This is a genomic window from Spirillospora sp. NPDC048823, from assembly GCF_043198445.1.
In the GTDB taxonomy this organism is placed as follows: Bacteria; Actinomycetota; Actinomycetes; order Streptosporangiales; family Streptosporangiaceae; genus Spirillospora.
Map to the genome: position 1 here is coordinate 86,729 of NZ_JBICUT010000020.1, position 21,325 is coordinate 108,053.

Genomic DNA, 21,325 nt, shown 5'->3' on the forward strand with positions numbered 1-21,325 from the left:
CGCCCTTCACACCCTGTCTCGCCAATGATCGTTCGCGCGTGTGAGAGCTCAGGCGACCTCAAGGCCGCTGTAGGCGCCTTCGAGGCGGCCCGCGCTCAGGTCGGCGTCACCGATCCAGAAGGTGATGTTCACGACCTCGCCCCAGTCGATGCCGTCCACACCCTCCAGCTGGAGCAGCGGGCGCTGGCCGTCCGGACCGTCCCCTCCGCCGTCGTGCCAGCCCAGCAGCCGGTAGTCGACCTCCGGGAGCACGCCGGCCAGCGCTTCTACGGCGTCCATGGCATCGATGAGGTCGTGCTCCCCCGGCAACGCGTCGATCGCCCGGCTGAAGGAGACGGGCAGCGACGGGGTTCGGGCCGCGACGAGCGGAAGCGGCGGGATCACGGGCGTGTCCGGCGGCGCGGGGCGTTCCGGTGCGTCGCCGGGCACGTGCAGAAGGCAGACATCGTCGGCGGAGACGGCACCGAAGGTGTCGTCGTAGAAGAACAACAGGAGCCCGTCACGCGGGAGGGGCCATTCGTCGCCGAGCAGCGGATGCAGGGCCGCGCAGTCGAGCCGCGCCACGAGTGTCCGGGGTCGCCCGCCGGTCGCCGGCCACTCGGCCTCCGGAAGAAGCGGCGGCAGGCCCCCCAAACGCGTCGTCCCGCACCCCTGGCCGTCGGCGGCGGGCGCGAGTGCGATCGATGGGCGCAGCAGGCCCAGCGCCTGGTGCGCGATCTCTGGGCTGGGTGCGTTGTCGGCTGCCTCGGCGAGCCGGGCACGCAACTCGTCATCCGGAACGATCTCCATGCCCGCCGAGTCTGCCACCACCGCCGGTTCGGCGAACCGGGCTACGCCTCGCGGTGGGCCGGGCGGCGCCCGCGTCCCGGCCGGAGGCGGGAGAGCCGTACTGGTCGGCGAGGTGCCCGGCGTGGAACAGGAGATGCGCGCACGCCGGAGAGTTTGACCTCGACCAAACTTCAGGTTGAAGACTGAGCGGGTACCTCGGGATTTCTGATGAAGGGGCCGGTCATGCGTGCTGTCCAGGTGGGTTCGTTCGGTGGTCCGGAAGTGCTGCGCCCGGTCGAGCTGCCCGATCCCGCGCCGGGGCCCGGCCAGGTCGTGGTGGGCATGGCGGTGGCGGACGTGATCTTCCTCGACACCCTGTTGCGCGGCGGGTGGGGCCAGGACTTCTTTCCCCGGGAGCTGCCGTACATCCCGGGCGGCGGCGGAGCGGGCGAGGTGCTGAAGGCCGGACCGGGGGTCGACCCCGCGTGGGTGGGACGGCGTGTGGTCGTGCGGACCGGCACCGGCTACGCCGAGCAGGTCGTCGCCGGGGCGGAGGAGATCACGCCCGTCCCCGACGGGCTGGGCGACGAGCCGGCGGCCGCCCTCGTCCACGATGGCGTGACCGCGCTCAGCCTGAACCGGCTGGGCGTACCCGAGAAGGATGAATGGGTGCTGGTGTCCTCGGCGGCGGGCGGCGCCGGATCACTGCTGGTGCAGCTCGCCGTCCAGGCCGGTGCCCGGGTGGTGGCGGCCGCGTCCCGGGACGACAAGCTGGCGCTCGCCCGTGAGCTGGGCGCGGAGGCCACCGTCGACTACACGCGACCCGGCTGGGACGGGCGGGTAAGGGAGCTGACCGGCGGCGGTGTCGCACTCGCCTACGAAGGGGCGGGTGGCGCGCTCGGCGCGGCCGCCCTCGACGCGGTGTCCGACGGCGGGAGGTTCGTCACCTACGGCACCGCGGACGGCTTCACGACCCCCGACCCGGAACTCGTCGAGCGCCGCGGCCTGCGGGTGTTCACCCCGCTCATGGACGGGCCGCCCGACCAGGAGACCGTGAGCGAACTGCTGGGCGCCGCCCTGGACGAGGCCGCCCGAGGACGGCTCAACCCGGCGATCGGCGCCGTCTACCCGCTGGCGCGGGCCGCCGACGCCCACCGCGCCCTGGCCGCCCGCACCACGATCGGCAAGTCGCTCCTCTCGGTGTGACGCCGGCCTGGCCCGCGTCAGGAGGTCTGGGGATTGGTGTAGACGCGGCGGGGGACGACGAGCACGGCGGCCCGTCGTTCCGTCGTCGGGACCGATGATCTCGGCGTCGCCCTCGACGGTCGCCCATCGCCACCCCGCCCGCGCGACGATCGTGGCGCGGGGGTCGGCACCCGTCCGCCTGCCCGATCGCCGTCCGCCGTATGTCCCGGGTCACCGGCACACATCGAAGGGCACCGCGGACGGGTTGCCGCCGTCTTGGGAACCATCTGGTTCGCCTCTCAGCCTGCGGCCGCGGCACACTCCAGTCAATTCTTGGATTTACTTATAAATCCCCAAGAGTTAACTTGGGTCCGTGACGCTCGACGACCTCCGGGTCTTCATCGCCGTGTGCGAGACGCGGAACCTCAGCGCGGTGTCCCGCACCCTTTCCTGCAGCCAGTCGGCGGTGAGCCAGCACGTCAAACGGCTCGAACGCGAGATCGGGCTCACGCTGGTCGAGCGGCAGCCCCGCGGGGTCACGCCGACGGACGCGGGCCGGATCCTGTACCAGGCGGCGCTGGGCGGCATCACCTCGCTCGACTCCGCCGTCCGCCGCCTTCGGGAACTCCGCGACGGCGACGGCGGAACCGTGAAGATCACCACGGGAGGCGTGACGGTTCGGCATTTCATGCCGGACGCCATCACCGCGTTCCGCGACCGGCATCCCGAGGCGACCCTGGACTTCCAGTCCGCCCAGTCGACCCGCCGCTGTCTGGAACTCCTGCAGAACGGGCACGCGGATCTGGCCTGGATCACCGTGGGGCAGCCGGCTCCCGGCATCCAGCAGCGGCCGGTCATCGACCTGCCGTGGGTCCTGGTGGTCAACGCCGATGATCCACTCGCCGCCAGGCGGACCATCGATCCCGGCGACCTCCGTTCGATCCGCTACATCGCGCACCCGGCCAACTCCGCGTCACACCGGCGCCTTGAGGAGAGCTTCGTCCGGCTCGGATGCACGCCCTCCCGGACCGTGGGAGTGGCCGACTGGGACACCGCGGTCCTGCTCGCGGAACTCGGCATCGGCCACGCCATCCTGCCGGCCCTGCCCAGGCTGCCGCTTTCACCCGCCGGCCCGGCGCGGACCGTCCCCATCCCGGCGCTGTCTCCCATCACGGTCGGCTGGGCGGTCCGCGATTGGAACGCCCTCAGCCCCCTCGCCACCGAGTTCGCCGACCTGGTCGCCGCCGACCAGGCCCGGCTCAGCACAGAGCAGGCTTGAGAGAACAGAGCAGACTCACGACGGTCGTTCACGAACCGAAAGCGACCCGGCCCTCATGCGTGAGCACGGTCGGCCGATCGTGCTGTTCTGCGCGACGTTCGCGATCGCATCCCCGGCAACCGAGCGATCCCGTCCCCAGGCCCGCAGGCCCCTTGCCGTCCGGCGGGCCCGGTGTGTGCCGGGCCCGCCGGACGGCGGAGCGCGCCGCTACCCGGCGTAGGTCTCGAACTCGGCGATGCGCGGAGTGCCGGTCGAGCCGGTGATCCTGAAGGTGATCTTGCGCAGCGAGGTCGGCGAGAAGGTGATGACGCCGGCCCCGCTTCCGGAGGCCAGGACGGTTCCGGCGTCGTGGTCGAGGACCTGCCAGGACCCGACGACGCCCTCCGAACCCGCTGCCTCGCGAATGTTGATCATGGACACGGTCGGGGCGGAGTCCCACTTGATCGAGATCGAGCCGGTCGTCCCCGCGGGCGACCAGTAGGTGCTCATGTCACCGTCCCGCACGTTGCCGTAGCTCGTCCCGTCGGCCTTGCTGGAGCCGTCGGAGCCCGCCCCGATGCTGAGGTTGGTACCGCCGGGCTCGGTCGGTCCCGGCGTCGGGGTGGTGGGACCCGGCGTCGGGGTGGTCGGTCCCGGGGTGGGCGTGGTGGGGCCGGGGGTCGGTGTCTGCGGCGAGCAGTCTCCGTCCGATACCCGCAGGCCCTTGCCGGCGCCTGCCGTCTGGTTCACGACGTCCGGCACGCAACCGGCGTCGTCGAGGGTGTAGGAGTAAGGGATGCTGACGGTGGTGTTGGACTGCGGGTCCGGGCCGGCGGGGTGGTTCTCGCTCCCGGGGCTGGACCAGGTCACGTTGTCGAAGATGTTGCCGCCGACCTGCCAGTAGCCGGCCTCGTCGGTGTAGAAGGTGCCCAGGACGTCCTTGGAGTCCTGGAAGTAGTTGCTGTCGACCTTGGCGCGGGCCCCGGCCCGGGAGTTGATGCCGGACTTCGTGATGCCCGTGAAGTGGCTGTTGTAGACGTGGGCGATGCCGCCACGCAGCAGGGGCGTACGGGAGTCGATGTTCTCGTACAGGTTGTGGTGGTAGGTGATGAAGCCGTTCGAGCGGTCGCTCTCACTGCTTCCGACGAGGCCGCCCCGGCCGGAGTTGCGCAGGACGCTGTAGGAGAGCGTCACGTACCGGGTGTTGTCCTTCATGTCGAAGAGGCCGTCGAACCCCTCCGACTCCCCACCGGACGCCTCCAGGGTCGTGTGGTCGACCCAGACGTTGCGCACGTCGCTCTCCATGCCGATGGCGTCGCCGCCGTTGGACGTGGGCGAGCCCGACTTCTTGACGTTCCGGACGGTCACGTTCTGGATGATGATGTTGCTCGACTCGCGGATGTGGATGCCGATCTGATCGAAGACGGCTCCGCCGCCGACCCCGATGATCGTGACATTGCTGATCTGCTTGAGCTCGATCTTGTCGTCGGCGGTGCTGCAACTGTCGCCCGACACCTTGCCGGTGTTCCCGTGGTTGATCGTCCCCTCGACCTGGATGGTGATGGGGGTGTCGCTGCCGGCCCGGCCGCACAGGGCCGCATGGATCTCGGTCCCCGTGGTGGCCCGCACCGTCTGCCCGCCGGCGCCGCCGGTGGTCCCGCCGTTCTGTGTCGCGTAGCCGGTGGCGCCGCCGGCCGCCGCGGACACGTCGGGCAGTGACAGGACCACACCGGCCGTGGCCGCGAGGGCCGTCGTCGCCAGCGCCCCGGAAAGTCGCAGTACGACTGGTCTTCTCATTCTCGTCTCTTCTCTTCTCACGTCTTCGGTCGTCGGGTGTCGGCCGGAGGGTCAGGGCGTCGCCGTTCTGCCGCCGAAGGTCACGACGAGGTGGCCGTCGGAGGCGAGGTACCAGCCGAGGGAACCCGCGTAGGAGGAGCAGCGGGAGCCGTTCGAGCCGGACCAGAACTGGTTGGAGCCGTCGGCGTCACCGACGGTCCTGTCGTTGGAGCCGTCGCCGTCGAAGCGGCACGAGGTGTTGTTACGGAAGACCGAACCGCCGTCGTCGAACGAGAAGTTGCGTTCGGCGTTGTCGATGCTGACGTTCGCGGAGATCGTCATCGAGCCGGGGTTGCTGTTGTAGGTGAAGCCGTGCTTGCCGTTGTCGACGGCGAAGGAGCGGCGGACGACGTGGCCGACCGGGATGTCCTCACCGCCGAGCTTGTAGCCGTTGCGGTCGCCGTTCCCGCTCTGGCCGCCGCCGCTGAGCGTGCCGTTCTCGTAGGCGAGGGAGTCCTCGATGGTCACCGCGCCGATGGGGCCGGTCTCGTCCTTGGTGTAAAGGTCCCAGCCGTCGTCGATGTTGTTGTGGGCGACGGAGTGGCGGAAGACGTTCCCGGGGCCGGAGGTGAGCTTGGCGGCGAAGCCGTCGGCGTCCTCGCCGTCGGAGTCGGCGTTGTCGTGCGACTCCGCGCTGAGGATGAGGTTGCCGGACGGCCACTGGTCCTCGGGGGTGTCCGACGTCATGCGCGACAGCTGCAGTCCCGTGTCGCGGTTGAAGCGCGTCACCGTTCGCTCGATGACGTTGCCGCTGCCGCCGACGAAGATTCCGTTGTCGCCGGCGTGCTCCACGACGATGCCGTGGACGTGCCAGTACGACCCGTTCACCGCGAGCCCGCGGTTCGCGGAGTTCTCGCTCATGGCCGAGAAGTTCAGTACCGGGGTCTCGCCCGGGTAGGCGGTCAGTCGCGTGCGGTCGCCGGAGGTGCCGTCGTTGCCGGGCGGGATGGTGACCGTCTGCGCGTGGCGGTACGTCCCGCCGCGCATGTAGATCGTCCCGCCGGGGGCGATGCGGTCGATCGCCGAGGTGAGCGTCGTCGGGTCCGCCTCGGTTCCGGCCGCGCCGTCGCTTCCGCCCGGCGCGACGTACAGCGCGTCCTCATCGGACGGCGGCGGTGTGTCGCCGTCCCCCGTCTCGACGTCGATGTAGTCGATGTTGGGCAGGCCGTTGGCGGTGGTGGGCGTGAACCGGACGGTGTTGCCGCCCGCGTTCACCGGCACCGTGATCGTCTTCGTCGTCCACGTGTCCCACGAGCCCGTGCTCTCGAACGACGCCGACGCGATGGCCGAGCCGTTCACGGTCACGTCCGCGGGCCGCGCGGTGGTGGTTCCGTTGGCGAAGCGGACGTGCAGTGTCACCGTGCCCGATTCCGCGGCGTTCACGGTGAACTGCGCGTAGGCGCCGACCTCGTTGTCGCCGTTGCAGAATCCGCGGCCGGAGTAGCCGCCGTGGTCGGAGTCGATGGTTCCGCTGCACACCGCCGGGGAGGTCCCGGCTTCGTACCGGACGGTGGCGGCCTGCGCCGCGGTGCCGGACAGTGCGACGAGCGCACCGGCCAGCACGGTGCCGCAGGCGATGGCGGGTTTCACTTGCATTGCTGCTCCAAGCTCGGCCGGCTTGGCCGACCAGATTTCAGGGCATCGGTCGGCCTGGCCGACCGGACTTCGGGGGAAAGGTGCGGCCGGCGAATACGCGCTGCGGTGATGGTCGGTCCACCGGCGCATGGCGGCCACATTCGGATCGCTGTTCCCGGGCTTTTCAATTGAGGGGGCGCGGGGGCGGCCGGGCTCGGCGGAGAGGGAGCGGGCACATGGGGGCTGGCCCTTCTGCGGCAATTGCGGCTGCGGCGATGCGGCCGTCTCGATGGCGGGGGGCGGGGGGCGGACGCCGGTTGTCCGGTGCTACAGAAAGCGCTTTCTCACAAACTATGCGTTCGCCGTGAACACGTCAATGGACTTGCGATCCTTTCATGGGTCTCGATGCGGGATAATTGTCCGCGACCATACCGGTGAGCCACGTGAAGGCCGCGTTCTGCATGGAACGGTCGAATTGGTGGGCGGCGTCGAAGAAGACGCCGGTGTAATGGCCGGGCGCACTCCGGTAGGCCGCGGTGATCTGGTGATGGGCCCGGCGCATTCCCTGGACGGGGAAGAGCGGATCCGCGGTCGCGTAGAGGACCATCAACGGCGCCGGGGCGCGGGCGGCGACCACGCCGGGCCAGTCGGCCAGGCGGGTCAGGCCCGGCGGGAACAGCATCCAGGAGTGGGCGGCCACGTGCTCGTCGCGCAGGTCCCGGAAGGACGAGACCATCGCGGCCACGACGACGGCGCGGATCCCGGGGTCGAGGGCGCCGAGGAGGGCGGCCCGCGCCCCGCCGCCCGACAGGCCGAGCGTGCTGACGGAGGCGATGCCGGGACGGGACCGCAGGTACGCCGCGGCCGCGAGGTCCTCGGAGGCGAGGACGCCGGCGAACGAGGTGCCGAGGATCGTGCATGCCTTCGCCAGGACGTGCTCATGCTCGCGGGCGGCACGGTCATAGCGGCCGAGGTCGTGGCGGTCGGGGGCGCCTTGGTCGCCGGTGAGCGGGAAGCGGCGGCTGCCCCAGGCGAACACGTCGTGCGCGAGCACCGCGAAGCCCCGGCGGGCCAGCTCTCCCGCGTAGGCGCGGCGGCCGTAGAGCCGGGTGCGCAGCCGGACGATCTCGGCGAGGGGCGGCTCCGGCCCGTCGGCGATCTTGTCCTTGCCCGCCCACTTCACGCCCCCGTGGCAGTGCATCGCGACCACGCCCGGCAGCGGGCCGGCGGCGTCGCGCGGACGCAGCAGGAAGGCGCGGGTGCGGGGGCCGAACCCGACCGTCCAGGACAGTTCCTCTCCCACCAGGCCGGCGTCGCTCCAGCGGCGCTCGACCCGGACGTCGCCGGCGCTCAACTCCAGGACGCCCAGCGCGTCGCGGAGACGTTCGGGCAGGTCCGGGCCGGGTGGAGGGAACAGGTCGCGGCTGCGGGCGGCGATGTCCGCCAGGCCGGAGAATTCGCCGAGCATCAGCCGGCCGTCCGGGTGCCGCCGGCCGTGAGGGCGACGGGAGCGCCGGTCGCCGCGGAGAGGTTCGCGGACGCGCCGATCATCACGGCGGCGACACCCGCGCGGTACCCCGCCTGGCGGGCGAGCGGGTCGTCCGGCGGGCCCCGGAACACGTCGTCGAGCAGCAGGACGTCGCCGCCGCCGTGCGCGCCCGCGCCGCCCTCGATCTCGATCTCCTCCGGCCGCCGCCAGTGGCGGTGCAGGACGAGCCGCTCGGACGCGCCCTCGGCGTGCTCCTTCCCGGACGCGGTCGGGTCGATCGCCGCGCGCGGCGGCGTCCACGCCCGCTCGACGACGTCCAGTTCCAGCCGCCCGGCGGTGCCGTTGAAGACGACCCGGTACCCCTCGGCGGGCGCGTGGGCGTTGAGGGAGTAGGTGAGGAGCGCGCCGCCCTCATAGCGGACGAGGACCGACATGTTGTCGTCGATCGTCACGCCCTCACCGAACACGTCCTGGTCGCGGATGTAGCCGTCCTCGTGCTCGGCGTCCAGGTAGAGGCGCTTCAGGCGGGGATCGGCGGACAGGTCCAGCAGGAACGGGTCCGTGCCGAGCTCCGGGGCGCGGAACGCCCGCGCGGGGCGGCCGGTGAGCCCGCGTGCGCGAGCGTTCCGGGCGCCGTAGAAGCGCAGGGAGGTCTGGGCGTAGACGGATGCGGCGGCGTCGCCGATCCACCAGTTGACCAGGTCGAAGTGGTGGGTGGCCTTGTGGACCAGCAGGCCGCCGGAGTTCGCCTTGTCCCGGTGCCAGCGGCGGAAGTAGTCGGCGCCGTGGACCGTGTCGAGGGCCCACGCGAAATGCACCGAGGTGACGTCGCCGATCGCGCCGTCCGCGATCACCTGGCGAACGGCGGTGTTGCGCGGCGCGTAGCGGTAGTTGAAGGTGACGATCAGCCTGCCGGCGGCCCGCTCGGCCGCCTCCGCGATCGCCGCGCAGTCTTCGGCGGTGGTGCACAGCGGCTTCTCCACGACGACGTCCTTGCCCGCGTCGAGGGCCGCGACCACGTAGCGGGCATGGGCGGCGTCGACGGTCGCGACCACGACGGCGTCGGCGAGTCCGAGCATCGCGCCGAACTCCTCGGGCGCGAAGCACGGCACGTCGCGGCCGATCCTGTCGAGGTAGTAGCGCAGGCGCGTCCGGTTGGGATCGCAGAGCGCGACGATCTCGCCGGTGTCGCCCCACTCGCCGAGGAGCGCGTCCACGTACATCTGGGCCCGGTGGCCGAGCCCGACGAAGGCGTATCGCATGGTCGGGGGCTCCAGAGATGAGGATGGCCGGAGGTCGGTGGCACCGCGCGGCCCGGACGCTTCACGGGCCGCGCGGCTCGTCGGTGGGGACGACCGCTACTGGGACAGGGCGTTGTCGGCCTCGGTCAGGAAGGCCTTGGCCGCCTCGTCCGGCGTCGACTTGCCGAACAGCACCGCGTCGGTGGGGCGCTTGAGGATGTCCTCCATCTCCATCGCGCCCTTCGGCGGGACGACGATCGGGGTGAGATCGTTCTTGATCGAGTCCATGAAGGCCAGCACCTTCTGGTCGGCCGGGGACAGCTTGCTCTTGATCGCGGCGATGACCTTGGCGTTGGTGGGCAGGCCGCGGTCGCTGAGCACGATCGCGCCGGCGGCCGGGTCGTTGACCAGGAACTCGACGAACTTCTGGGCGGCGGCGGACTGCTCGGTCTTGCCCGAGATCGTGTAGTACATCGCCGGCTGCAGGAACATGCCGGAGCCGGTGGCGCCCGGGGCCTTCGGCATGCGCAGCAGGTCGAGTTCCTGGCCGGAGCCCTTGGTCAGCGTGTCGAGCTGGTTGCTCCACCAGCTTCCGAACGCGCTCTTGTTGGTGGCGATCAGCGCCTGGTCGACGTTGGTGCCGGTCTCCAGCATCTCGGCGGCGCCGGGCCCGGCCTTGGTGTCGACGATCTTCTTCAGCAGGGCCCACCAGTCCTTGATGGTCTGCTCGGACAGGGCGACCTTGCCGTTCGCGTAGAACTGCTCACCGCGCTGCGCGGCGAAGATCTGCAGGAACGCGGGGTTCTGGTTCCACTCGGTGCCCCAGACCTCGCCGCCGCTCTTCTCGGTCACCTTCCGGGAGGTCTCGATGTAGTCGTCCCAGGTCCACGTCTTGTCGTCGGGGACCTTCTGGCCGTGCTCCTCCAGCGTCTCCTTGTTGACGATCATCGGGAAGGCGTTGACGCCGGTGGGGATCGCGTACTGCTTGCCGTCGACCTGACCGGCCTTGAGGACGCCCTGGTCGAGGTCCGCGGTGTCGACCTTCCCGCTCAGGTCGGCGAGGACGCCGCGTCCCGCGTACTCCGCCAGGCCGCGGATCTCGATCGTCATGACGTCCGGGGCGTCCCCGGCCGCGGTCTTGGTGGCCAGCTTCTCGTAGTAGCTGTCCCAGTCGGAGAAGTCGCCCTCGATGTCGATCGCGGGGTTCTTCTTCTCGAACTCGGCGATGGCCGCCTCGGTCAGCTTCTGCCGGGAGTCGCTGCCCCAGTAGGAGAAGACGACCTTCGTCTTGCCGCCGGACCCGTCGTCGCCGCCTCCGCAGGCGGTGGCCGACACCGCGAGCAGGGTGACGGCGGTGGCCGCCAGGATGCGTTTCATCAGTGGTACCTCCGGGGGGAGAGGAATGGGGGAGGGGTCGTTTGAGGGCGCCGCCGTTCGGGGGCGGTCGCCGTTCGGGGGCGGTCGCTATTTGAGACCGGTGGTCGCCACACCTCGGACGAGGTATTTCTGGCCGGCCAGGAAGAAACCGAATATCGGGCCGAGCGAGATGATCGACATCGCGAACATCGGCCCCCAGGACGAGTCGCCGCTGGTGTCCATGAAATGGCGCAGCGCGACCGGGGCGGTGAGGTTGTCGGAGTTGGTCAGGTAGAGGTTCTGGGTGAAGAAGTCGTTCCACGTCCAGATGAACGTGAAGATCGCCGTGGTGGCCAGTGCGGGCATGCACAGCGGCATCACCACCTGCAGGAACGTGCGGAGGTGTCCCGCGCCGTCGATCGCGGCGGCCTCGTCCAGCTCCCGGGGAAGGGTGCGGATGAACTGCACCATCAGGAAGATGAAGAACGCGTCGGTGGCCAGGAACTTGGGCAGGATGATCGGCCAGATCGTGTTGATCCAGTCGATCTTGCTGAACGCGATGTACTGCGGCACGACCGTCACATGGTGCGGCAGCATGATCGAGACCAGCATGATCGCGAACCAGAGCTTCTTGAACGGGAACTCCAGCCGCGCGAACGCGTAGGCGGCCAGCGAGCAGGCGACCAGGTTGCCGACGACCGCCAGGCCGGTGATGACCGCGGAGTTCCACATGTAGTAGCCGAAGGAGTGCGTGAGCGCGTCCCAGCCGCCGGTGTAGTTCTCACCGGTCACCTCGGACGGGACGAGGCCGGGCTCCCGGAAGATCACTTCCTCGGGCTTGACCGAGCTGGAGATCATCCAGAGCAGCGGGTAGAGCATGAACAGCCCGAACACGATCAGCAGCACGTGCTTGGTCAGTCGCGAGGCGGGCCGGAACAGGACCGGCACGCGCGCGCCCGCCGCACGCCGGCCCGCCGCGCGCCTGCCGACCGGACGCTTTCTCTCCGTGCGCTTACTTGTCGTCGCCATAGAAGACCCAGAATCGAGACATGAGGAAGTTGACGGCGGTCAGAGCCCCGATGATGAGCAGGAGCACCCACGCCATCGCGGCCGCGTATCCCATCTCGTAGTTCTTGAAGCCCTTGAGGTAGAGGTAGAGCGTGTAGAAGAGGGTCGAGTCGACCGGTCCGCCGTTGCCGCCGCTGACGATGAACGACTGCGTGAACGACTGGAACGACTTGATGACCTCCAGCACGGCGTTGAAGAAGATGATCGGCGTGAGCAGCGGCAGCGTGATCGAGCGGAACTGCCGGATCGTGCCGGCGCCGTCGACCCGCGCCGCCTCGTAGAGGTTCTTCGGGATCTGGCGGAGCCCGGCCAGGAAGATGACCATCGGGGCGCCGAACGTCCAGACGTGCAGGATGATCAGCGTCCACAGCGCGGTGTCGGGGCTGGTGACCCAGCCCTGGCCCGCGTAGCCGAACCAGCCCAGGAACGTGTTGACGATCCCGTCCGTCCCGAAGATCTTCCGCCACAGGATCGAGATCGCCACGCTGCCCCCGAGCAGGGAGGGCAGGTAGAACATCGACCGGTAGAACGACAGCCCGCGCAGCCCCTTGTCGAGCGCCAGCGCCAGCCCGAGGGCGAACGCGAGCTGCAGCGGGACCGAGACGACGACGTAGGTGGTCGTGACCTTGAGCGAGTTGAGGTAGCGGTCGTCGGCCGTGAACATCTCGTCGTAGTTGTCCAGGCCGACCCAGTGCGCCTCGCTCAGCAGGCTGTAGTCGGTGAACGACAGGTACAGCGAGGCGATCATCGGGCCGAGCGTGATGGCGAACAGGCCGATGAACCAGGGTGCGAGGAACAGATAGGCGGTCCATGCCTGCGAGCGGTTGCGGGAGTTCTTGCGGCGCCCGGGGCGGCGGGCGTCCGTTGTCACGGAGGACGCGGCCACGGGCTCGGCCGTCCCCGTCGCCGTGTCGGCAGCAGCGGGCCTCAGCGTCATCACCGGCCCTTCGGTGAGTCGGATGGCGGTTGAGATAGCGCTTTCTTAGCGCGAAGCCGGAGATGACGTCAACCCTTTGCAGTGAGATTCCTCACTGCGAGCGCTGGCCCGTTCTTACATCATCCGAGGTGAGAGCCGGTATTCGAGGCTAGAGCGCTTGTCCGGCGGTTTTCGGTTTGCCGCTTGTTACTACAACCGTTTGCAGTGCTCAGGAAACGCTGAAGCGGTAGCCGGTGACCGAGACGTGCGTCTCTCCGGGCCGCAGGACCGCGGACGGGAACGCCGGACGGTTCGGCGCGTCGGGGAAGCTCTGGGTCTCCAGGCACAGACCCGCGAACGGGCCGTACGGCGTGGCGGCGCCGTCCAGCATGTGGCCGGTGTAGAACTGGACGCCCGGTTCGGTGGTGGTGACCTCCATCGAACGGCCGCTGACCGGGTCGGTGACCGTCGCCCGGCCCCGGGCGGGGGCGGTGAAGGCGTAGCAGTGGTCGTAGCGGCCGCCGAGCCGCGCGTCCACCCGGGCGGGGGCGGTGAAGTCGAAGGGCGTCCCGGCGACCGGGGCGAGCTCGCCCGTGGGGATCTTCCCCTCGTCGACCGGCAGGTAGCGGTCCGCCTCGATCATCACCACGTGGCCGCGGACGTCACCGGTGCCCGCCAGGTCGAAGTAGGAGTGGTTGGTCAGGTTGACCACGGTCGGGGCGTCGGTCGTGGCCCGGTACTCCAGCCGCAGTGTGTCGCCGTCCAGCATGTACCGGACTTGAGCCGTCAGCTCCCCCGGGTAGCCTTCCTCGCCGTCCGGGCTCACCAGGCTCAGCAGCAGTTCCGCCGGATCCGCCGACTCGACCCGCCACACCCGCTTGTCGAAGCCGCGGACGCCGCCGTGCAGGCTGTGGGCGCCGTCGTTGACCGGGAGCCGGTACTCCGTGCCGTCGAGGGTGAACCTGCCGCGGGCGATGCGGTTGCCGTACCGGCCGACGACCGCGCCGAAGTACCTGCTGCGGTGCAGGTAGTCCTCCAGTGTGTCGAGCCCGAGCACCACGTTGGTGCCGTCGGCCACCTCCAGCCGCTGGACGGTCGCGCCGTAGGTGAGGACCGCGACGCGCAGGCGCCCGTTGTCGAGCACGTACCGTTCGACCTTTTCGCCTTCGGGGGTGACACCGAAGGCGACGCCGTGACTTCTCATGAGGGTCCTTTCGGGGGAGCGGTGGATTCGCGGACCACCAGGTGGGTCTCCAGGACGGTGGCCGCGCTCATCGACGTGATGAGCAGGTCGACGGCCATGCGCCCGGCGTCGGCCGTGGGCATGGCGACCGTGGTGAGCTTCGGCCGGTACAGGCGCCCGGTGATGCTGCCGTCGATGCCGATCACGCTGATGTCGCCCGGCACGCCGACGCCCAGCTCGTCCAGGCCCTCGATGAGGCCGATGGCGACGAGGTCGTTGTAGGCGAGCACGCCGGTCACCCCCGCCGCCGCCACCTGGCCGGCGACGGAGACGCCGCCCTCCTCGGTGGGCGCGTTGGGGCCGATGACGACCGTTTCGAGACCGGGGACGCCGGTGACGGCCTTGCGGATCTCGCCGCTGGTCCAGGAGCCGGACGGCCCCGACACGAGGGCGACGCGCCGGTGGCCGAGCCCGGCGAGGTGCTCCATCGCGGTGCGGGCGCCCCGGGCGACGTCCATGACGACGGTCGTCACCCCGCGCAGCCGCCGGTTGACCAGGACGAACGGCAGTGTCTGGACGAGCTTCTCCAGCGCCTTGTTCGATGATCGGGGGCTGCACAGCACGATGCCGTCGACCTGCTTGGAGAAGGCCTGGACGAGTTCCTCCTCCTTCGCGGGGTCCTCGTCGGTGTCGGCGACGAACAGGTGGTAGTCGCGGGCGCGGGCGGCGGCCTGCGCGGCCTTGATCAGCGGGGGGAAGAACGGGTTGGCGAGATCGGCGACGATCAGTCCGAGGTTGTGGGTCCGGCCCGTGGTGAGCGACCTGGCCGCCCGGTTGGGCCGGTAGCCGAGCTGCTCGGCCACCGTCAGCACCCGGGTCCGCGTTTCGGCGTTCACCATGTGCGGCGCGGAGAAGGTCCGCGACACCGTCGACACGTGGACGCCGCACGCGTGGGCGACGTCCCGGATAGTCACTGCCATGGCGCCCACCCTAGCGCAACCGTTTGCAAGGCCGGGATGATCGTTGCGACTGTTTCTGCTGGTCGAACGCTACTCACTTGACGGACGGCCACGCTGGCGCGATTGTTACTGCAACTGGTTGCAGCACGTTAAGGAGTCCATGCGGTGAGCAGAGTGCTCGTCACCGGAAGCGCGGGCCGGCTGGGCCGCAGCGTCGTCACCACGCTGGCGGCGGCCGGACACGAGGTGATCGGCGTCGACAGCGCCCCGGGCACCCCGCGGGAGGCCGCCGCCACCCTCCCGGCCGACCTCACCGATCTCGGCGAGGCCCACTCGGCGATCACACGGTTCCGGCCGGAGGCCGTCGTCCACCTCGCCGCGATCGCGGTGCCCTTCGGCCGGACGGACGCCACGACGTTCCGGGTCAACACCCAGCTGGCGTTCAACGTCTGCGCGGCCTCGGTGGCGCTGGGCGTGCCGGGGCTGGCCGTCGCGAGCAGCCCGACGGTGATGGGCTACGGCGCCCCCGGCGGCTGGACGCCCGCGTACCTGCCGCTGGACGAGGAGCATCCGCCGCGGCCGTGGAACGTCTACAGCCTGTCGAAACTCGTCGCCGAGCAGACCATGCAGACGTTCGCCCGCTCGGCCACCGGCACGAGGATGGCCGCGTTCCGTCCCTGCTTCGTCATCGCGCCGGAGGAGTGGGAGGGCGCGCCGACCCAGTCGGGGCACACCCTCCGCGAACGGCTGGACCGGCCCGAGATCGGCAGCGTCTCGCTGTTCAACTACCTCGACGCCCGGGACGCCGGCGAGTTCATCGGCGCCCTCCTCGCCCACCTGCCCCGGCTGGAGCGCAACGGCGAGGTCTTCTTCGCCGGGGCCGGGGACGCACTGGCCCGCGAACCGCTGGCGGAACTGCTGCCCCGCTTCTTCCCCGAGACCGAGGAGGCCGCGGCCGCGCTCACCGGCACGTCCCCGGCGTTCTCCGCCGCCAAGGCCGAGCGGCTGCTCGGCTGGACGGCCAAGCGCAGCTGGCGCACCGAACTCGTCTGAAGGGCCGGTCATGATCAAGGATCTGTCGGTGGTGTCCCGGTCGGTGCCCCTGGCCCGGCCGTGGGGCGCGGACGTGCCGTGCAACCACGTCCTGTTCGTCACCCTCACACTGGACGACGGACGATCGGGGACCGGGATCTCCTGGACCCCCCGGATCGGGGCGCATGCGGTCAAGGCTCTGCTGGAGCACGACGTCCGCGACGCGGTGATCGGGCTTCCGGCGCACCCGGGCGTCGTGTGGGACAGGCTGTTGGCCCATCTCGGCGAGGCGGGACGGTCCGGGATCGTCCCGATCGCGATGGCCGGCGTCGACCTCGCGCTCTGGGACCTGGAGTGCGGTGACCGCTCCCTGGTCGACGTCCTCGGGGCGCGGCGCGACAGCGTCCCGGTCTACGGCAGCGGAATCAACCGGCACTACTCGCTGGACGAGCTGACCGCCCAGGCCGCGCGGTGGGCCGCCGCCGGATACCCGGCCGTCAAGATGAAGGTGGGACGGCCCTCGCTCGCCGAGGACGTCGAGCGCGTCGCGGCCGTCCGCGAGATCATCGGCCCCGAGACCGCGCTGATGATCGACGCGAACCAGCGATGGGACCTGCACCGGGCCAGGATCGCGCTACGGGCGCTGGAGCGGTTCGACCTGTTCTGGGTCGAGGAGCCGCTGCCCGCCGACGACCTCGCCGCTCATGCGGAGCTGCGCCGGAGCATCGGCACGCCGATCGCCGTCGGCGAGAACGTCGCCACCGCGCACGGCTTCCGCGACCTGCTGACCGCCGGGGCCTGCGACGTCGTCCAGCCGAACGTGGTGCGGGTCGGCGGGATCACCCCGTTCCTGCGCATCGCCGGCCTCGCCCGGGTCTTCGACGTGCCGGTCCACCCGCACCTGCTCACCGAGCTGTCGGGCCAGCTCGCCCTCGCCCTGCACCATCCCGCGATGGTGGAGCGGGCGGAGGACGCCGCGCTCACAGACCTCGGGCTGCTCGCCGACCCGTCCCCGGTGGAGATCACCGGCGCGGAGCTGCGGGCGACGGGCGCGCCCACCAGGTGGTCGCGGTGAGGCCGGTGAGGGTCGTCGTCGCCGGAGTCAACGGCTACGGGCGCCACCATCTGGAGAACGTCCGGCGGCTGGCGGCGGCGGGCCGCGCCGAGCTGGCCGGGGTGTGCGACATCGCGCCGCCGTCCGGGCTGGGCGTGCCGGCGTCGGCCGACCTGGCCTCGCTGATCCAGGAGACGGGGGCGGAGGCGGCGGTCATCGCCACCCCGATCCACACCCATGCGCCGCTGGCCGTGGCCGCGCTCCGGGCCGGTGCGCACGTGCTGCTGGAGAAGCCGCCCGCGCCGTCGGTCGAGGAGTTCCAGACGATCTCCGCCGCGGTCGCCGAGACGGGGCTCGCCTGCCAGGTCGGTTTCCAGTCGCTCGGCTCGGACGCCGTCCCGGCCGCGCGGGACGTCCTCGGCGAGCCGCTCCGCGCCATCGGGGTGGCGGGGGCGTGGACCCGGCCGTTCGGCTACTACACCCGTTCGGCCTGGGCGGGCCGCCGCCGGCTGGACGGCGTCGACGTCATGGACGGCGCCCTGACCAACCCGTTCGCGCACGCCGTGGCCACCGCCCTGGCCGTGGCGGGAGCGGACACGGTCGATTCGGTCGCCGGCATCGAGCTGGAGCTGTACCGCGCCAACGCGATCGAGTCCGACGACACCTCCAGCGCCCGGCTGCGGCTCGCCGACGGGACGGTCATCGCGATCACCGTCTCGCTCTGCTCCGTCCGGCGCACCGAGCCCTACCTCCACCTCCACGGCGAGACCCGGTCGGCCCGGCTCTTCTACACCGTCGACGAGATCGAGTCCGGCGGGGTCAGGACCGGTTTCGGCCGGACGAACCTGCTCGGCGACCTCCTCGCGCACATCCGGGACAGCACACCGCTCCTGGTCCCGCTCGCGCGCACCGGCGGTTTCACCCGGCTGCTCGACGCGATCCGGCTGGCTCCCGAACCACGCCCGATCGAGGAGCGGTTCGTCCGGAGGGAACCGTCCCGGCTGGTCCTGCCCGGCATCGAGGGCCTGGCCGTCCGCGCCGCGCAAGACCTCAGAACCCTCTCCGAACTGGGCTTCCCTGACACCGTCGAGCCGGCGGACCGCCCGTGGCCGGAGACGATTCTGCGGGTCGGCGGCCATGAGGTGGCCGCGTACATCCAGCGCGGGGACCTCCAGGCGACCGATGCCCCGCGGCCCCACCTGCATCCCGTCCGGACCCTCGGCGGGACGGTCGTCACCGAGACCCAGCCGGACGACCACGTCCACCATTTCGGGGCGGGCGTCGCGATCTCCGACGTCGACGGGGTCAACTTCTGGGGCGGCTCCACCTACGTCCCCGGCGAGGGCCCGAAGATCCTCCCCAATCACGGACGGCAGCGCCGGCGCACCCTCCGCCCCATCGACGGCGGCTACGCCGACACCCTCGACTGGGTCGGCCCGGACGGCACCGTCCTGGCCGACGAGGAGCGGACCCTGACCGCCCGTCCCGTCGCCGGAGCGTGGGTGCTGCACTTCACGTTCACGCTGACCGGCCGGACCGGGCGGCCGCTCGTCATACAAAGCTCGGCGTGCAAGGGCCGCACGGGCGCGGGCTACGGCGGGTTCTTCTGGCGTGCGCCCAAGGACTCCCCCGGCCTGGCCGTCTTCACCGGCGAGGCGTCCGGAGAGGAGGCCGTGCACGGCAGCGTCACGCCCTGGCTGGCGCTGACCTCGGACGCATGGAGCCTGGTGTTCGTCCAGACCGCCGGGCTCGACCCGTGGTTCGTGCGGGCCGCCCACTACCCCGGTGTCGGACCCGCGCTCGCCTGGGACGAGCCGCTGACCGTCCCGCACCACCTGACCCGGGCGATCACCGTCGTGGTCGCCGACGGACGCCTCACCCCCGGCGAGCTTCGCGGAAGTTCGGAGGCCCGTTCTAGTTGGCTTTCTTCTGTTCTTGAAGGCATGCCTTGAGTGCCTTTTGTGCCTTCGCGGGGTCATAGCCGGGCGGCGGTGTCCATTGCTCGCCGTTCGCCGGAACCTTGATGCCGTGCTTGCGCAGGCAGTCCGTCAAGGTACGGATCGCGCTGGGCGCTGTGCTCGGAACGGAAGGGGCGGACCGCCCCCGGCCCTGAACCGGGGACGGCCCGCGCGGACGTGGCCGGAACGCTCAGAGCGTCAGGTCACCGGGTTGTCGACGAGGTAGACGGACGGCGACGGCTTGCCGCAGGTCGCCTGGGTGGACGCGCCGCCGTTCAAGGTGAGCCGCGCGCCGGCGGAGCCCAGCATCACCCGGACGTTCTGCGACCCGGACGACGGCGTGAACGGCCCCGCCGTCAGCGCGCCGTCCGCGGGCAGCGGCACGACGAGCCGCTGGTCGCGCACCAGGGTCGTCGCGGGGATCGAGACGCCCTCGTCCGGGATGACGTTGAGGGTCTGCGGCGTGCCGCCCTCGACCTCCAGGTTCAGCTCGGACACCGTGCCGGAGATCGTGGTCACGCCCTCGTCGAGGAGGCCGTTCACCGTCTCCTTCGGCACCGTCAGGGCACCGGACGCGTTCGTGAAAGAGAACGAACCCGACTTGCTGACCGTGAGCGGGATGCCGTCGGCGCCGACCGCGATCCCCACGTCGTGGGGCCGGCCGTCCCAGGTGCACTGGTACGGCGCGTTGATGACGCCCGCCAGCTCACCCGACTTGGGCTCGGGGAAGTTCAGCGGCGCACCGTGGAACTTCGCGGGCGGCTGCCCCGGCTCCCCGCCGACGCCGAGCGTCAGCAGGGCGTTGCCGCCCCGCGGCTTGCAGTCCGCGGTGATCGGGAGCGAGAAGCCGGCCGAGGACTTCAGGTCGACCTGCGCGAACGCGCTGTCGAAGCCCAGCGTGACCTTGCCGCTCTGCGGCGCGGTGTACGGCCCCACGTCGAACGGGCCCTGGCCGGGCGCGGGCAGTCCGACCTTCAGCGGTTTGCCCGGCTCGATCGGGATGTCGGTGAGCGTGATCGGGTCCTTGGCGATGTTGACCGCGTCGGGCGTCGAGTTGGTCGCGCCGATGGACATGTCGCTGATCGTCGCGTCGGCCTTGTCGAGGCCCAGGATCGGAGCCAGCGTGGTCAGCCATTCGGGGAAGGTGATGCTGCCCGCTCCCTGCGTCAGCCAGAACTCCTGGCCGGGGCCGAGCTGGACCGGCGCGACGCCCTGGATGTCGACGTCCAGGGGCAGCCACAGCACCGGGAGCACTCCGGCGAAGTTGATCGTGCAGGCGATCGGGAGCTTGAACCGGCCGGTGTCCACGCCGATCGCCGGCAGGTCCTGCGCGGGGATCGCGTTGGCCGCCGGGGGCGCCACCAGCGTGGGCGCCAGCATGACCAGCGCGCTCATCGCGGAGAGGATCGCGGTGCGGATCGGTCTGCGGCGCACCGGACGCCCGGGAGAGGAGCGTGGTGTCGGGGGGGTTCGCATGTGGTCCCTCATTCCTTCGGGATCGGGGGATGCGTCCCACAGTGTGTGTCACACAGTTGGCGGCCTAGTAGGAAGGGCGGTGCGCGTTTCCGCCGGCGACCTCTGCTCGAACTCACAACGACGTTTCCGGGACCTCAGCCCACCTGCGCGTCGAGCGCGGCGCGGAGCCGCCCCAGCACCTCCGCGTGCCAGTCGTCCAGGAGACCGATCGCCTGCCGGGCGGGCCCCATGTCCCCCGCCTCCCAGGCGCTGATGAGCTGATCCCACCACCACACGTGCACGCCCGGGGCGTCGAACACGACGTCGAGCACTTCCGGCACCTCGCCCAGCATCGGCCCCAGCGAGTTCAGAACCCCGAGGAAGACGCCGCCGCCGACCGCCATCGACCCCGCCCGCAGGACGTCCAGCACGCCCTGGTGGACGTCCGCCGGGGTCGCCTCCTCATCCCGCGCCAGCATGTCGAGGCGCCGCCACGCCCGCCGCACCGGCGCGGGGTCGTGGGCGCCCGGGTCCGCCTCGATCTTGTCCAAGACCGATCCGTAGAACATGCGCAAGGTCTCCAGGATGTCCCGGAGGATCCGGACCGCCAGGTCGGGAAGCCTTCGCGAGAACCGGAACAGGTAGCGCCACGTCTCCACCCCGCCGTACACCTCGACGTCGCGGACCACGGCGCCGATCCCGTGGTGGGTCTCCACGAACCCCGCCGTACGCAGCTGCCCGAGGACGAGCTGGACCGTGGACGGGTTGATCTCGTACTCCCCGGCGAGCCGCCGGATCGACGGCAGCCGCTCCCCGGCCCGCAGCCGCCCCGACGCGATCGCGAACGCGATCTGCTCGGCGACCTCCTCGACCACCGTCCCGCGGGTCACGGCGTGCCCGCCCGGTTCCCGGACCGTCCAGCGCCCGCCAGTGAGCTCCGCATGCGGGACAGCGTACGGCCCGGACCGCTGCCGCGCCGCTCGGGCGGAAGA

Annotated in this window: 17 protein-coding genes; 5 read left to right on the forward strand and 12 right to left on the reverse strand. The window is 70.9% G+C overall.

Annotated features, from left to right (window positions below; translation table 11 throughout):
- Positions 1-48: 48 nt before the first annotated feature.
- On the reverse strand, positions 49-789 hold the full coding sequence (locus ACGFK0_RS33515; RefSeq protein WP_392912302.1) for a DUF1963 domain-containing protein: 741 nt from the start codon (positions 787-789) through the stop codon (positions 49-51).
- Between the two features lie 222 nt (positions 790-1,011).
- Here ACGFK0_RS33515 and ACGFK0_RS33520 point away from each other — a divergent pair, with 222 nt between their 5' ends.
- Positions 1,012-1,974 (forward strand): zinc-binding dehydrogenase, encoded by a 963-nt coding sequence (locus ACGFK0_RS33520; protein ID WP_392912305.1) that lies wholly within the window; start codon positions 1,012-1,014, stop codon positions 1,972-1,974.
- 352 nt (positions 1,975-2,326) lie between these two features.
- Entirely contained in the window at positions 2,327-3,232 is a 906-nt protein-coding gene (locus ACGFK0_RS33525) for a LysR family transcriptional regulator (protein WP_392912307.1), read from the forward strand.
- 207 nt (positions 3,233-3,439) lie between these two features.
- Here the strand turns inward: ACGFK0_RS33525 and ACGFK0_RS33530 are convergent, their stop codons facing one another.
- From ACGFK0_RS33530 to ACGFK0_RS33570, 9 genes are all read right to left on the reverse strand, one after another.
- Positions 3,440-5,008, reverse strand: a complete 1,569-nt coding sequence (locus tag ACGFK0_RS33530; RefSeq protein ID WP_392912310.1) for a polysaccharide lyase family 1 protein — start codon at positions 5,006-5,008, stop codon at positions 3,440-3,442.
- 51 nt (positions 5,009-5,059) lie between these two features.
- Positions 5,060-6,643 (reverse strand): carbohydrate-binding protein, encoded by a 1,584-nt coding sequence (locus ACGFK0_RS33535; protein ID WP_392912312.1) that lies wholly within the window; start codon positions 6,641-6,643, stop codon positions 5,060-5,062.
- A 352-nt stretch (positions 6,644-6,995) separates the two neighbouring features.
- On the reverse strand, positions 6,996-8,090 hold the full coding sequence (locus tag ACGFK0_RS33540; RefSeq protein WP_392912314.1) for a dienelactone hydrolase family protein: 1,095 nt from the start codon (positions 8,088-8,090) through the stop codon (positions 6,996-6,998).
- Complete coding sequence (locus ACGFK0_RS33545) at positions 8,090-9,373, reverse strand: Gfo/Idh/MocA family protein (RefSeq protein WP_392912316.1); 1,284 nt, start codon at positions 9,371-9,373, stop codon at positions 8,090-8,092. Before ACGFK0_RS33545 ends, ACGFK0_RS33540 begins: the two co-directional genes overlap by 1 nt.
- Positions 9,374-9,469: 96 nt before the next feature.
- On the reverse strand, positions 9,470-10,729 hold the full coding sequence (locus ACGFK0_RS33550) for an ABC transporter substrate-binding protein (protein WP_392912318.1): 1,260 nt from the start codon (positions 10,727-10,729) through the stop codon (positions 9,470-9,472).
- Positions 10,730-10,816: 87 nt separating this feature from the next.
- Positions 10,817-11,737, reverse strand: a complete 921-nt coding sequence (locus ACGFK0_RS33555) for a carbohydrate ABC transporter permease (protein WP_392912320.1) — start codon at positions 11,735-11,737, stop codon at positions 10,817-10,819.
- Positions 11,721-12,713 (reverse strand): carbohydrate ABC transporter permease, encoded by a 993-nt coding sequence (locus tag ACGFK0_RS33560; RefSeq protein ID WP_392912322.1) that lies wholly within the window; start codon positions 12,711-12,713, stop codon positions 11,721-11,723. Before ACGFK0_RS33560 ends, ACGFK0_RS33555 begins: the two co-directional genes overlap by 17 nt.
- Positions 12,714-12,921: 208 nt before the next feature.
- On the reverse strand, positions 12,922-13,896 hold the full coding sequence (locus ACGFK0_RS33565) for an aldose epimerase family protein (protein ID WP_392912324.1): 975 nt from the start codon (positions 13,894-13,896) through the stop codon (positions 12,922-12,924).
- Positions 13,893-14,855 carry a LacI family DNA-binding transcriptional regulator gene (locus ACGFK0_RS33570; RefSeq protein ID WP_392912326.1) on the reverse strand — a complete coding sequence of 321 codons (963 nt, stop codon included), beginning with the start codon at positions 14,853-14,855 and terminating at the stop codon, positions 13,893-13,895. Before ACGFK0_RS33570 ends, ACGFK0_RS33565 begins: the two co-directional genes overlap by 4 nt.
- Positions 14,856-14,999: 144 nt before the next feature.
- On the opposite strand from ACGFK0_RS33570, the gene ACGFK0_RS33575 reads away from it, so the two are divergent.
- Genes ACGFK0_RS33575 through ACGFK0_RS33585 form a run of 3 tightly spaced genes read left to right on the forward strand, consistent with a single transcriptional unit; the run spans position 15,000 to position 18,872 of the window.
- On the forward strand, positions 15,000-15,887 hold the full coding sequence (locus tag ACGFK0_RS33575) for an NAD-dependent epimerase/dehydratase family protein (protein WP_392912328.1): 888 nt from the start codon (positions 15,000-15,002) through the stop codon (positions 15,885-15,887).
- A 10-nt stretch (positions 15,888-15,897) separates the two neighbouring features.
- Positions 15,898-16,941 carry a mandelate racemase/muconate lactonizing enzyme family protein gene (locus tag ACGFK0_RS33580; protein WP_392912330.1) on the forward strand — a complete coding sequence of 348 codons (1,044 nt, stop codon included), beginning with the start codon at positions 15,898-15,900 and terminating at the stop codon, positions 16,939-16,941.
- On the forward strand, positions 16,938-18,872 hold the full coding sequence (locus ACGFK0_RS33585; protein WP_392912332.1) for a DUF6807 family protein: 1,935 nt from the start codon (positions 16,938-16,940) through the stop codon (positions 18,870-18,872). Before ACGFK0_RS33580 ends, ACGFK0_RS33585 begins: the two co-directional genes overlap by 4 nt.
- Before the next feature lie 204 nt (positions 18,873-19,076).
- Here ACGFK0_RS33585 and ACGFK0_RS33590 read toward each other — a convergent pair whose 3' ends face one another.
- Together ACGFK0_RS33590 and ACGFK0_RS33595 are read right to left on the reverse strand one after the other, a co-directional pair.
- Positions 19,077-20,273 (reverse strand): hypothetical protein, encoded by a 1,197-nt coding sequence (locus ACGFK0_RS33590; RefSeq protein ID WP_392912334.1) that lies wholly within the window; start codon positions 20,271-20,273, stop codon positions 19,077-19,079.
- Positions 20,274-20,488: 215 nt separating this feature from the next.
- A complete protein-coding gene (locus tag ACGFK0_RS33595; protein ID WP_392912336.1) occupies positions 20,489-21,223 on the reverse strand; it encodes a GntR family transcriptional regulator in 735 nt (244 codons plus the stop codon).
- Positions 21,224-21,325: the final 102 nt, after the last annotated feature.

What these genes read in the sequence shown, in the direction of transcription:
- ACGFK0_RS33515 (WP_392912302.1), bottom strand. Translation starts at nt 789, where the DNA reads ATGGAGATCGTTCCGGATGACGAGTTGCGTGCCCGGCTCGCCGAGGCA.
- ACGFK0_RS33520 (WP_392912305.1), top strand. Translation starts at nt 1,012, where the DNA reads ATGCGTGCTGTCCAGGTGGGTTCGTTCGGTGGTCCGGAAGTGCTGCGC.
- ACGFK0_RS33530 (WP_392912310.1), bottom strand. Translation starts at nt 5,008, where the DNA reads ATGAGAAGACCAGTCGTACTGCGACTTTCCGGGGCGCTGGCGACGACG.
- ACGFK0_RS33535 (WP_392912312.1), bottom strand. Translation starts at nt 6,643, where the DNA reads ATGCAAGTGAAACCCGCCATCGCCTGCGGCACCGTGCTGGCCGGTGCG.
- ACGFK0_RS33540 (WP_392912314.1), bottom strand. Translation starts at nt 8,090, where the DNA reads ATGCTCGGCGAATTCTCCGGCCTGGCGGACATCGCCGCCCGCAGCCGC.
- ACGFK0_RS33545 (WP_392912316.1), bottom strand. Translation starts at nt 9,373, where the DNA reads ATGCGATACGCCTTCGTCGGGCTCGGCCACCGGGCCCAGATGTACGTG.
- ACGFK0_RS33550 (WP_392912318.1), bottom strand. Translation starts at nt 10,729, where the DNA reads ATGAAACGCATCCTGGCGGCCACCGCCGTCACCCTGCTCGCGGTGTCG.
- ACGFK0_RS33555 (WP_392912320.1), bottom strand. Translation starts at nt 11,737, where the DNA reads ATGGCGACGACAAGTAAGCGCACGGAGAGAAAGCGTCCGGTCGGCAGG.
- ACGFK0_RS33560 (WP_392912322.1), bottom strand. Translation starts at nt 12,713, where the DNA reads ATGACGCTGAGGCCCGCTGCTGCCGACACGGCGACGGGGACGGCCGAG.
- ACGFK0_RS33565 (WP_392912324.1), bottom strand. Translation starts at nt 13,896, where the DNA reads ATGAGAAGTCACGGCGTCGCCTTCGGTGTCACCCCCGAAGGCGAAAAG.
- ACGFK0_RS33570 (WP_392912326.1), bottom strand. Translation starts at nt 14,855, where the DNA reads ATGGCAGTGACTATCCGGGACGTCGCCCACGCGTGCGGCGTCCACGTG.
- ACGFK0_RS33580 (WP_392912330.1), top strand. Translation starts at nt 15,898, where the DNA reads ATGATCAAGGATCTGTCGGTGGTGTCCCGGTCGGTGCCCCTGGCCCGG.
- ACGFK0_RS33590 (WP_392912334.1), bottom strand. Translation starts at nt 20,273, where the DNA reads ATGAGCGCGCTGGTCATGCTGGCGCCCACGCTGGTGGCGCCCCCGGCG.